Annotated in this window: 10 protein-coding genes; 7 read left to right on the forward strand and 3 right to left on the reverse strand. The window is 70.4% G+C overall.

All coding sequences use genetic code 11. From position 1 onward, the window contains the following. The first annotated feature begins 106 nt into the window (after positions 1-106). Both CU044_RS33810 and CU044_RS33815 read left to right on the forward strand, forming a co-directional pair. Positions 107-1,192 (forward strand): S-(hydroxymethyl)mycothiol dehydrogenase, encoded by a 1,086-nt coding sequence (locus tag CU044_RS33810; RefSeq protein WP_129772571.1) that lies wholly within the window; start codon positions 107-109, stop codon positions 1,190-1,192. Further along, the gene (locus CU044_RS33815; RefSeq protein WP_129772572.1) at positions 1,192-1,821 is read left to right on the forward strand and encodes an MBL fold metallo-hydrolase; all 630 of its coding nucleotides are present in this window, start codon (positions 1,192-1,194) and stop codon (positions 1,819-1,821) included. Before CU044_RS33810 ends, CU044_RS33815 begins: the two co-directional genes overlap by 1 nt. Here the strand turns inward: CU044_RS33815 and CU044_RS33820 are convergent. Beyond that, positions 1,815-2,753: an RluA family pseudouridine synthase gene (locus CU044_RS33820; protein ID WP_240045998.1), complete on the reverse strand. Its 939-nt coding sequence runs from the start codon at positions 2,751-2,753 to the stop codon at positions 1,815-1,817. The genes CU044_RS33815 and CU044_RS33820 overlap by 7 nt on opposite strands. Positions 2,754-2,954: 201 nt before the next feature. On the opposite strand from CU044_RS33820, the gene CU044_RS33825 reads away from it, so the two are divergent. Then, on the forward strand, positions 2,955-3,827 hold the full coding sequence (locus CU044_RS33825; RefSeq protein ID WP_129772574.1) for a DMT family transporter: 873 nt from the start codon (positions 2,955-2,957) through the stop codon (positions 3,825-3,827). 37 nt (positions 3,828-3,864) lie between these two features. On the opposite strand, the gene CU044_RS33830 is transcribed toward CU044_RS33825, so the two are convergent. Both CU044_RS33830 and CU044_RS33835 read right to left on the reverse strand, forming a co-directional pair. Beyond that, on the reverse strand, positions 3,865-4,848 hold the full coding sequence (locus tag CU044_RS33830; protein WP_129772832.1) for an aldo/keto reductase: 984 nt from the start codon (positions 4,846-4,848) through the stop codon (positions 3,865-3,867). Positions 4,849-4,949: 101 nt separating this feature from the next. Further along, positions 4,950-5,276: an L-rhamnose mutarotase gene (locus tag CU044_RS33835; protein WP_129772575.1), complete on the reverse strand. Its 327-nt coding sequence runs from the start codon at positions 5,274-5,276 to the stop codon at positions 4,950-4,952. A gap of 231 nt (positions 5,277-5,507) precedes the next feature. Between CU044_RS33835 and CU044_RS33840 the strand changes: the two genes are divergently transcribed. From CU044_RS33840 to CU044_RS39900, 4 genes are all read left to right on the forward strand, one after another. Then, on the forward strand, positions 5,508-6,356 hold the full coding sequence (locus CU044_RS33840) for an FCD domain-containing protein (protein WP_129772576.1): 849 nt from the start codon (positions 5,508-5,510) through the stop codon (positions 6,354-6,356). A gap of 140 nt (positions 6,357-6,496) precedes the next feature. Next, positions 6,497-9,763, forward strand: a complete 3,267-nt coding sequence (locus CU044_RS33845) for a discoidin domain-containing protein (protein WP_129772577.1) — start codon at positions 6,497-6,499, stop codon at positions 9,761-9,763. 51 nt (positions 9,764-9,814) lie between these two features. Next, complete coding sequence (locus CU044_RS33850) at positions 9,815-10,912, forward strand: enolase C-terminal domain-like protein (protein WP_129772578.1); 1,098 nt, start codon at positions 9,815-9,817, stop codon at positions 10,910-10,912. Between the two features lie 105 nt (positions 10,913-11,017). Beyond that, on the forward strand, positions 11,018-11,852 hold an 835-nt coding region (locus CU044_RS39900; RefSeq protein WP_240045999.1), incomplete at its 3' end, for an ABC transporter substrate-binding protein.

Raw genomic sequence — 11,852 nt, forward strand, 5'->3', positions numbered from 1 at the left:
GCTTGGGTACGGTAGGGCGATTCGGCACGGGATAGTGGGGGATGACGAACGCTCGGTGTGTGAGCGTCCGAGCGTGTGACAGTGTGAGGAAAGGCAGGTCCTGGCAATGGCGCAGCAGGTGCAGGGGGTCGTCGCCCCCGGCAGGAACGAGCCGGTGAGGGTCGAGACGATCGTCGTACCGGACCCCGGTCCCGGTGAGGCCGTGGTGAAGGTGCAGGCGTGCGGCGTCTGCCATACGGATCTGCACTACAAGCAGGGCGGCATCAACGACGACTTCCCCTTCCTCCTCGGCCATGAGGCCGCGGGCGTGGTCGAGTCGGTCGGCGAGGGCGTCACCGATGTCGCGCCCGGCGACTTCGTGATCCTCAACTGGCGTGCGGTGTGCGGCAACTGCCGGGCCTGTCTGCGCGGACGGCCGCAGTACTGTTTCAACACCCACAACGCGGCGCGGAAGATGACGCTGACGGACGGCACGGAACTCTCCCCGGCGCTGGGCATCGGCGCCTTCGCCGAGAAGACGCTGGTCGCGTCGGGCCAGTGCACCAAGGTCGACCCGAGCGTCTCACCGGCCGTCGCCGGACTCCTCGGCTGCGGTGTGATGGCGGGCATCGGCGCCGCCATCAACACCGGCCAGGTCGGCCGGGGCGACTCGGTCGCGGTCATCGGCTGCGGCGGTGTCGGTGACGCGGCGGTCGTCGGCGCGCGCCTCGCGGGCGCGGCCCGGATCATCGCCGTCGACATCGACGACCGCAAGCTGGAGACGGCGAAGGCGATGGGCGCCACACACACCGTCAACTCCCGCTCCACCGACCCCGTCGAGGCGATCCGCGAGCTGACCGGCGGGTTCGGCGCGGATGTCGTCATCGAGGCGGTCGGCCGCCCGGAGACGTACAAGCAGGCCTTCTACGCCCGCGATCTGGCCGGGACGGTCGTCCTGGTCGGCGTCCCCACGCCCGAGATGACGCTCGAACTGCCGCTGATCGACGTCTTCGGCCGCGGCGGCTCCCTCAAGTCCTCCTGGTACGGCGACTGTCTGCCGTCCCGCGACTTCCCCATGCTCGTCGACCTGCACCAGCAGGGCCGGATCGACCTTGGCGCGTTCGTCACCGAGACCATCGGACTCGGCGATGTCGAGAAGGCGTTCGCCCGGATGCACGAAGGCGACGTCCTGCGTTCCGTGGTGGTGTTCTGATGACCGTCCGCATCGACCATCTCGTCACCTCCGGCACCTTCTCGCTCGACGGCGGCACCTGGGACGTCGACAACAACGTCTGGATCGTCGGCGACGACTCCGAGGCGATCGTCATCGATGCCGCCCATGACGCCGCCGCCATCGAGAACGCGCTCGGCGGGCGCACACTGCGCGCCATCGTCTGCACCCACGCGCACAACGACCACATCGACGCGGCACCGGCCCTCGCCGCCGCCACCGGCGCGCCCGTACTGCTGCACCCCGACGACCTGCCCCTCTGGAAGCAGACGTACCCCGAGCGGCTCCCGGACGGCGAGCTGACGGACGGCGCCGCACTCACCGTCGCGGGCACCACCCTGACCGTGCTCCACACCCCCGGGCACGCCCCGGGCGCGGTCTGCCTGTACGCCCCCGAGCTGTCATCGGTCTTCACCGGCGACACGCTCTTCCAGGGCGGACCCGGCGCCACCGGCCGGTCGTTCTCGCACTTCCCGACCATCATCGACTCGATCCGGGACCGGCTGCTCGGTCTGCCTCCGGAGACGGTGGTCCGTACGGGGCACGGCGATACGACCACCATCGGCGCCGAGGCGCCGCGGCTGGCGGAGTGGATTCAGCGCGGTCACTGAGACCGCGGCCACCGGGACAGGGCGAGCCGGCTTTCGAACCGGTGCGGCTCGCCCGTCACCGGATCGGTGAACTCCAGCACCTTCGCGAGGAGTTGCAACGGCGACCCGTAGTCGTCGGGGTCTTCCGCCCGGACCACCGGATACACCGGGTCGTTCAGGATCGGCAGCCCCAGACGGTTCATATGGACCCGCAGCTGATGGGTTCGGCCGGTGGCCGGCGACAGCCGGTACCGGCCGAACCCGCCCCGCCGCTCCACCCTCTCGATCCGGCTCTCGGAATTCGGCTCGCCGGGGACCTCCCGCGCCGCCAGCACCCCGCGCTCCTTCTCGATCCGGCTGCGCACCGTGACCGGCAGCGCCACGGCGGGATCGTACGGCGCGACCGCCTCGTACTCCTTGCGCACCAGCCGGTCCCGGAACAGCGTCTGGTACGCGCCCCGGTCCCCGGCCCGTACGACGAAGAGCGTGAGCCCGGCCGTGAGCCGGTCGAGCCGGTGCGCGGGCTGCAACGCGGGCAGTCCGAGATCCCGGCGGAGCCGGGCCAGCGCGGTGTCGGTGATATGCCGGCCGCGCGGGGTCGTGGCCAGGAAGTGCGGCTTGTCGGCGACGACGATCCGCTCGTCGCGGTACACGATCCCGATCCCGAACGGCACCGGCTCCTCGGCGGCGAAGTCCCGGTGGAACCAGAGGTACCGCCCGGCGGCATACGGCTCCGCCGCCCCCACCGGCCCGTCCACCCCGACGAACCGCCCCTCCCGGAACATCGCGTCGACCCGCCCGGCCCCGATGGCGTCACCGAACCGCGCGACCAGATGATCCCGCACGGTCGCCCACGCGCTCTCCTCGTCGACGGGCAGCCGGAGCCGCACCGGATCGATCCCGTCCCGCTGGGGGAGGGGCGAGGGGGGCGGGGTGCGGTGTCTGCGTGCCACGGGTCCCGTGTCTTCCTCGCCGGTGGTCCGGCTCGCCGGTGGTCCGGGCGGTCGCCTCCTGGCCGCCTCCGGCGCACGGAGCGCCGACGGTGCGAGTCTATCGAGGGCGGACGGCACCGCCGTCCCCCGTTCGGCCCCGCCCCGGACCGCGCGCGCCGGTATGAGAGCCGTTCGGGAACCCCTCAGCCGCATGATGGACCGGTGATCAGTGTCCTGTTCGCCGTACTGACCGCGATCAGCAACGGCTCCGCCTCGGTGCTCCAGCGCCGCGCCGCGTCCACCGTGCCCGACGCCGAGGCGATGCATCTCTCGCTGATCAAGCACCTGCTGCGGAAGAAGGTGTGGCTGGCGGGGATCGGGCTGGTGCTCGTAGCCGCGGTGTGCCAGGCGGTGGCGCTCGCCACGGGGCCGATCGCGGTGGTCCAGCCGATCTTCGTCATCGAGCTGCCCATCACCCTGCTGATCGCGAGCTGTACCTTCCGCATCAGGCTGACCCGGTCGGCCTGGCTGGGCGTGGCGGCGGTGACCTGCGGTCTCGCCCTGGGCATGGCCGCCGCCGCGCCCGGCGGTGGCAGCGAGAGCGTCCCCGGGTACGCCTGGGTCCCCGCCCTGATCGTCACCGGGGTCTTCGAGGCCGTACTGATCGGCTGGTCGCGGCGGCTGCACGGCAACGCGCGCGCCGCGGCCCTCGGTCTCGCCGCCGCCTGCGGATACGCGCTGACCGCCGCGCTGATGAAGGACGCCGTGTCGCGGCTGGACGGCGGCGGGGGCGTCCTCGCGCTGGTGACCGCCTGGCAGCTCTACGCCACGGCGGTCGCCGGTGTGGGGGCGCTGTTCCTCCTCCAGAACGCGCTCCAGGCCGGCGCGCTGGTCGCGTCCCAGCCGATGCTCACCCTCGGCGACGCGCTGATCAGCATCACGTACGGGGTGACGCTCTTCGGCGAGAGCCTGCGCTCCGGCTGGTGGCTGCTGCCCGAACTCGTCGGGGTCGCCGTGATCGCGGCGGGCTGTGTGGAACTGGCCCGCTCGCCCCTCATGGCCGGCGGCAGACCCCCGCAGCCCCGGGTGCGCTGACTTCCCGTCATGGGCGCGCCGCCCGACGCCGGCTCCGCTACCGGGGCCCGTCCCCGGTGGCCTCGGCGGCCGCGTCGAGGTCCGACCACACGGCGTCGGTCAGGTCGTCAGAGACCCAGCGGGCCGCGGACAGGACCTCGTGGGCGGAACGGAAGCCCGCGACCACCCCGGCCACCGCGGGATCGCGCAGCGGAAAGCGGACGGCGGCGTGTGGGAGGACGGTGCCGTGCCGGGCACAGACGCCGGCGAGACGCCGGGCCCGGCGCAGCAGCGCCTCGGAGGCGGGACCGTAGTCGAATGAGGCGTCGTCGGGCGGCCGCGGCCGGCTGAGCAGACCGGAGTTGAACGGGGCCGCGGCGATCACCGAGACACCTCGCCGCGCGCACGCCTCCAGCAGCGGGCCGGCGCTGCGGTCGATCAGGGTCCACCGGCCGGCCACCATCACGGCGTCCACGTCCGCTTCGGCGACGACCCGCAGCAGCGGGGCGACGGTGTTCATCCCGACGCCCACAGCACCGATGACGCCCTGGTCGCGCAGGTCCGCCAGGGCGGGCAGCGCGTGGTCGAGGGCGGCGTCCAGATGGTCGTCGGGGTCGTGTACGTAGACGATGTCCACCCGGTCAAGGCCCAGCCGGGCGAGACTGGCGTCCAGGCTCCGCAGCACCCCGTCACGCGAGTAGTCGGCGCGGCGGATCAACGTGTCCGGTACGGCGAAGCCCCCCGCGGTCAGATCGGATCCCGTGGGAGCGGGGTGGGGTTCCAGCAGCCGGCCGACCTTGGTGGAGACGGTGAACTCCGTACGCGGCCGGTGCGCGAGCGCCGACCCGAGGCGCCGCTCGGACAGTCCGAGCCCGTAGTGCGGGGCGGTGTCGAAGTACCGCACCCCTGCGTCCCAGGCGGCCTCGACCGCGGCGCGCGCCCGCTCGTCGTCGACCGGGGTGTAGAGGTTGCCGAGGGGTGCGGCGCCGAACCCCAGGGGGCTGACACGCACACCTGTACGGCCGATCCGGCGGCCCGTCACCTCGTTCCGGGGCCGGTCGTGTCCCACGGGATCCCACTGACGGGCGGCGTTGCGCACTGATCGGTCCTTCGGTTCGGTGGACGACGTGTGGCGGACACGGCCTAGTCGAGGTGGAAGATCTCTTCGGCGGGGGCCCACCACTCGCCCTCGGCCACGCTGTCCAGCGGCCGCTGGCACGGGTCGGTCAACGCCCACCACTCCCGGGACACCGGATCCGCGGCGATCGCCGCGGTGTCGGCGGCGTAGTCGGAACCGGTGTATTCCAGGTAGCTGAACAGCAGGCCGTCCCGCAGGAAGATGGAGTAGTTGCCCATGTGGGCCCGCTTGAGGGCCGCGAGCACGGCCGGCCACGCGGCGGCGTGCAGGGCGAGGTACTCCCGCTCCTTCCCCTGCCGCAGCCGGATCACGGCGCCGAAGCGCTGCACCATACTCAGCCCTCCTTCAAAGGATCTGCTTCATTCGACAGGGAGGACCATAAGGATCTGATCCTCCCTGTGCAATAGATCCGGAAGGTCTGTCCTTTTTGTTGCGGTGAAGGGCGTTCAGGGCGTGCGTGAAGGAAGTTCGTTCCGGACTCTTCTCAACATGTAACGCGGATGTCATAGTTGCCCACGCCGATGAACCTGATTCATCTGAACTCACCACAGGGGGATTACGCCGTGGCAGATTCTTCACCGGTCTCTGGCGGAGACGATGACGACGCGACGCGTCCCTACCGGCCGGGATACGAGCTGGTCGCCGAGCAGCTGCTGAACCACATCGCCGAGCAGAACCTGCGGGCCGGGGACCGGCTGCCCACCGAACAGGGCCTGGCGCAGATCCTGGGCGCCTCCCGCAATGTCACCCGCGAGGCGGTGAAGGTCCTGTCCGCCATCGGCCGGCTGACCGTACGGCGTGGCGCGGGGATCTTCGTCGCCGAGTCGAACGCCGGGCTGGTCGACGACCAGCTCTCGCACTTCCGGCCGACGAGCATGGAAGACGTCCTGATGCTCCTGGACTACCGGACGGTCATCGAGTCGGAGACGGCGCGCCGCGCCGCCTCCCTCGCCACGCCGATCGAGGTCCGGACCATCAGGGAGTGCGCCGAGACCTCGTTGGTGGCGGCCCGCGCCGCCGACGGGTACGGCTTCGCCAAGGCCGACACGGCGTTCCACGACGCGGTGGGCGCCGCCGCGCACAACGTGTTCCTGAGGTCGAGCGTCGCCGGGGTGCGTCGGCTGGCGTCACAGTCCGATGTGCTGCTCTTCCACGGTGACGCACCGGGGTCGCTGGAAGTGGCCGCACGACAGCACCTCGCCATTGCCGAGGCGGTCGCCGCGGGGGAGGCCGATCTCGCGGGCCGGCTGATGGTGGAGCACATCGCCACCACACAGAGCCAGTTCGAACGAAAGATCCGCGACCGGCTGTTCAACCTCGATTCCCGCGGCGGTGCCGGCACGCGGCCGCACACACCGAAGAGCACCGCTGCCGAGGACGACCCGCTCTCCCCTGAGTCGTCCGCCTCGTAAGCCGCTGTCGTCACCCGACGCCACGGGCTCGCGGACCGAGCCGGCCAACGCCGGAGGAACCCGGAGGACGACCGGGTTCCCGGACACCACTTCATTGAGGCGATTGGATTTCCGTGTCTATACCGTCTTCTCGCGCAGGCATGTTCACACCGCTCCGAAGAGTGCTGACAGCCGCCCTTTCCCTGGCCGTCGTGTCGGCGCCGCTGGCCGCCGTACCGGCCCAGGCCGCCCCGTCGCGCGCCTCGGGCCTGGACGTCTACGTCTCGCCGACCGGCCGGGACGCCGGCTCCGGCACCGCCGCGCATCCGTTCAGGACCCTGGAACACGCCCGGGACTACGTGCGTGAGGCCAAGAAGAAGGTACGCGGCGACGTCCACGTACGGCTGATGGCGGGTACGCACCAACTGAGCCGTACCTTCAGTCTCACCGCTCGGGACTCCGGCAGTGACGGACAACGGGTCGTCTACGAGGCCGCCCCCGGTGCGCACCCGGTGATCAGCGGGGGCAAGCGGATCACCGGCTGGACCCCGGCCGATCCGGCGAAGGGGATCTACAAGGCCACGATCGGCGACCTCGACACCCGCCAGCTCTATGTGAACGGTGAACCGGCGACCCGCGCGCGCGGCGCGAAGAACCCGCCGGGCTTCAGCAAGACGTCCACCGGCTATACCTTCACCGACACCGCCATCAGTGGCTACAAGCGTCCCTCGGACCTGGAAGTCGTCAGCAGTTGGGGCTGGAAGCTCCAGCGCTGCGGTGTGCGGTCGATCTCCGGCGACACGATGACGATGGAACAGCCCTGCTGGCACAACGCCAACCTGCAGCAGGGCCAGGAGATCCAGAATCCGACCTGGCTGGAGAACGCCCGCGAGCTGCTGGACACCCCCGGCGAGTGGTACGTCGACAAGGGCGCGGGCGAGGTGTACTACCTGCCCAAGGCCGGTCAGGACCTGTCGACCGCGACCGTCACGGTGCCGGTCGTGCAGGACCTGGTCAATCTGAACGGCACCACCGCCAAGCCGGTCACCGATGTGTCCTTCGAGGGCATCACCTTCTCCTACTCCACCTGGCTCGCCCCCAGTTCGGCCGACGGACTCATCGAGGGCCAGGCGGGCTTCCGGATGGTCGGCGAGAACAACCCCGACTTCGACTCCACCCGCCTGAACTGGCAGAAGACGCCCGGGGCCGTCAATGTGAGCCACGGCCACGACATCGGTTTCAAGGGCAACACCTTCACCCACCTCGGCGCCGTCGGCCTGAACCTGAACACCGGGACCCAGGACACCGCCATCACGGGCAATGTCTTCCGGCAGATCGCCGCCACCGGCATCCAGATCGGCGGCGTCGAGGCGCGGGACGCACACCCCGACGACCCGCGGGACATCACCAAGAACACCATGGTCGACAACAACGTCGTCACCAAGGTCGCCGACCAGTACAACGGCTCGGTGGGCATCCTGGCCGGCTACACCGACCGCACGGTGATCACCCACAACAAGGTCTACGACCTGCCCTACAGCGGGATCTCCGTGGGCTGGGGATGGGGGCTGACCGACCAGGGCGGCAACCACGCGTACCCGAACAACGGCGGCGTGCCGGTCTGGGACACCCCCACCGTCAGCCGGGACACCCTCGTCACCGACAACGAGATCGGCGACATCATGAAGTCGCAGGCCGACGGTGGCGCCGTCTACACCCTCAGTACCAACCCCGGCGGCACGGTCTCCGGCAACTACATCCACGGCGTCCCGGCCCCCGCGTACGGCGGCATCTACCACGACGAGGGCAGCCGCCACTGGCGGAACACGGGCAACGCCCTGTGCGAGGTGTCCTTCCAGTGGATGCTGATGAACCACGGGGAAGAGAACACCGTCACCGGCAACTACACGAGCAACCCCGCCTTCAGCGTCCAGGGAGGCAGCGAGAACAACGACGTCAGCGGCAACATCGCCGTGGACTCCTGCGACCAGCTCCCGGCCTCGATCGTGAACAACGCCGGCCTCCAGCCGCGCTACCGGCACCTCGACCCGGGCCCGGACGTCACCGACCGTACGGCGCCCACCGCCCCCGGCACCCCGGCCGCGGTCGCCGACTTCCCGACCGTGGCGGACCTCAACTGGCCCGCGTCCACCGACGACACGGGCGTCACGGGCTACTCCGTCTACCGTGACGGCACGCTCGTCAGCGCTTCCGGAAAGACCTCCGTACGTATCCCCGGCCTGACGGCCGGCACGACCTACCGCTTCCGGATCACCGCCCGGGACGCGGCCGGCAACGAGTCCCCGCGGAGCCGGGAACTGAAGGTCACCACGCCCTCCGGCTCCGACCTGGCGCTGAGGAAGCCGGTCACCGCCTCGTCGGACTCGGACGGCAACGTCCCCGAGAAGGCGGTGGACGGTGACCTGTCCACCCGCTGGGCCCAGGGCCGCGGCCTGCCCGATCCGTCCTGGATCCAGGTGGACCTCGGCGCCCCCTACGACGTGAACGGCGCGATCACCAGCTTCGAGAAGAGCAGCGGTTACAAGTACCGCATCGAGGTGTCCCCGGACGAGGTCAACTGGAAGACACTGGCGGACCACACCTCCGCGAACACCACGGAGATGACCACCTACGCGCACACCGCCGATCCGGTCGCCGGCCGCTTCGTACGGCTGACGGTCACCGGGACCAGCGGCAACGGCGGCAGCGTCTTCGACTTCCAGGTCTACGGCGCCCCCGGCGCGCCCAGCTCGGACGGCACCGCCCCCTCGGCCCCCGGACAGCCCGAGGTCAGACCCCTGCTGCCCAGCCTGGTGGACCTCAGCTGGCCTGCCGCGACCGATGACACCGGCGTGACCAGCTATGTCGTCCAGCAGGACGGCAAGCGGATCGCCGTCACCGGCGCCACGACTCTGCGGGTCTCCGGCCTGACCCCGGCGAAGGAGTACTCCTTCACCGTCGTGGCCCGCGACGCCGCGCTGAACACCTCCGAGCCCAGCCGGGCGGCCGTCGTCACCACGCCGGCCGACAACAACCTGGCGCTGAGGAAGCCGGTCACCGCCTCGTCGGACTCGGACGGCAACATCCCCGAGAAGGCGGTGGACGGTGACCTGTCCACCCGCTGGGCCCAGGGCCGCGGCCTGCCCGATCCGTCCTGGATCCAGGTGGACCTGGGCGGGGACACCAAGGTCTCCAGCGTGGTGACCACCTTCGAGTTGCCCAGCGGCTACCAGTACCGCCTGGAGTACTCGGCCGACGGGACGACGTGGTCCACACTCGATGACCACACGTCCGAGAGGACCGTTTCGGCGACCAACTACTCGTTCGCCGACCAGCCCGTGACGGCCCGCTACCTGCGCGTGACCGTCACCGGATCCAGCTGGAACGGCGGCAGCATCTACGAGCTGCGGGCGTACGGCGACTTCTGACCCGTACGCGCCCCTTGGGGCCGGCCCACTCACACAGAAACGAAAGCCAGGATGAAGATCACCCATGTCGAAGTACACCGGATCGACGTTCCGGCGGCCAGCCCGCCCTTCCGCTGGCGGGACGGGCTGAGCGGAAGCGCTCCGGTGGGCGACGGCGCGGTCCTGCGCATCGGCACCGACGAGGGAGCCGAGGGGGTGGCCCTGTTCGCCAGGCCGGGAGCCTTCACCACCCTGCGGGATCTGGTGGACCGGGTCTTCCGTGACGAACTGGTCGGAGCCGACCCGTTCCAGCGGGAATGGCTGTGGCACCGGGTGTGGGAGCTGGACCGTATCCACGAACTCCCGCTCCCCGCTCTGGGTCTCATCGACACCGCCCTGTGGGACCTGGCAGGCCGGTACCACGGGCAGCCGGTCTGGCGTCTGCTCGGCGGCTTCCGGGAGACGATCCCCGCGTACGCCTCCACCACGACGTTCGACAGCGTCGCGGAGTTCCTCGACGTGGCGGACCAGTGCCTGGCCCTGGGCTACCGAGGGATCAAGCTGCACGCCTGGGGCGACGCCCGCCGGGACGCCGAGCTCTGTCTGGCACTGCGCGACCACGTCGGCCCTTCCGTCCCGCTCATGTACGACGGGTCGGCCGGCTTCGACCTCCCCGACGCGATCCGCCTGGGAAGGGCGCTGTCGGAGGCCGACTACCTCTGGTACGAGGAGCCGATGCGCGAGTTCAGCGTCTCCGCCTACCAGCGGCTGGCGGCGGCCGTGGACGTGCCGCTGCTCGTCGCCGAGACCTCCGACGGAGCCCATATGAACTCCGCGGACTTCATCACGGCCGGCGCCGCCACCTTCGGTGTACGGGCCGGCACCACCCTCCGCGGCGGGATCACCGGCGCCATGCGCACGGCACACCTCGCCGACGCCTACCGGCTCCGTGCCGAGGTGCACGGTTCGGACATCCCGAACCACCACCTGTGCATGGCCATCTCCAACACCACCTACTACGAGTCCCTGGTGACCGCGGCGAAGGTCGTCCGCGAGCGCCATGTGGACGCACAGGGTCTGGTGCACGCCCCCACGGGGCCTGGCATAGCCCTCCCGCTCGACTTCGGCTACGGAAGCGAACTCCAGAGCTACGTCGAGCAGCCGCGCTGACCGGGCGGTGGCGGGACGGGCCGTTACTCGTCCGGCCCACCACCGCACCCGGCGCCCCCATCCGGCGCGTAACCCGTCCCACGCACCAACAAGAAAGGCACGACAATGAGGTCTTCAGGATCTCCGAGAGCCCGCAGGCGCCGCACCGCGCTGCGCACCGCCGCCGCGGCGCTCTCCCTGGCCGCGGCGGCCGCTCTGGCCGGCTGCGCCAGCGCCGACACCACCACCAAGACGTCCACCTCGGGGACGGCGTTCACACCGGTCGCGCAGAAGGACGGCTCGAAGATCACGGTGTGGGCCGACTCGACCCGGCTGCCGTCCGTGCAGGCGTACCAGAAGGCGCACCCGGACGTGAAGATGGAGATCGTCACGTACGACGGCGGCGCCGACGGCTCGACGTACCTCCAGTCGAAGACGCAGTTGTTCGACCGGACCGGCAGCGGCTGGCCGGACGTGGTGTTCGGCTCACCCACCGATGTGACCTGGGCGTCCGAGCCCACCAAGCCAGGCGCGCAGCCGTTCGCCGCGCCCCTGGACGACAAGCTCGTGCCGCAGAGCACGCTGGACGGCTTCGCCAAGGGTTCCCTTGCGCCCTGCCAGTTCAACGGCCACACCTACTGCCTGCGCAACGACATCGCGCAGGTGGTCCTCTGGTACAACAAGGACCTCATGGACAAGTGGGGATACGAGACCCCTACCACCTGGCAGCAGTACGAGGCCCTGGGGAAGCAGGTCGCCAAGGACCACCCCGGCTACCTCGTCGGATCGGTCGGCGACACCAACTCCCACGAGTCGTACTTCTGGGCCTGCCAGTGCCCGGCGTTCAGTCTGGAGAAGCCGGACACGCTGCGCAGCGTTCTGAAGGACGAGAAGTGTGTCCGCATGGCGACGCTGCTGGACGAGCTGATCTCGGCCAAGGCCGTCACCACCAAGGGCTTCT

It is taken from the genome of Streptomyces sp. L-9-10, assembly GCF_004151105.1.
In the GTDB taxonomy this organism is placed as follows: domain Bacteria; phylum Actinomycetota; class Actinomycetes; order Streptomycetales; family Streptomycetaceae; genus Streptomyces.

Coding starts and splice junctions, on each gene's coding strand:
- CU044_RS33850 (WP_129772578.1), top strand. CDS start 9,815: ATGAAGATCACCCATGTCGAAGTACACCGGATCGACGTTCCGGCGGCC.
- CU044_RS33810 (WP_129772571.1), top strand. CDS start 107: ATGGCGCAGCAGGTGCAGGGGGTCGTCGCCCCCGGCAGGAACGAGCCG.
- CU044_RS33845 (WP_129772577.1), top strand. CDS start 6,497: ATGTTCACACCGCTCCGAAGAGTGCTGACAGCCGCCCTTTCCCTGGCC.
- CU044_RS33835 (WP_129772575.1), bottom strand. CDS start 5,276: ATGGTGCAGCGCTTCGGCGCCGTGATCCGGCTGCGGCAGGGGAAGGAG.
- CU044_RS33815 (WP_129772572.1), top strand. CDS start 1,192: ATGACCGTCCGCATCGACCATCTCGTCACCTCCGGCACCTTCTCGCTC.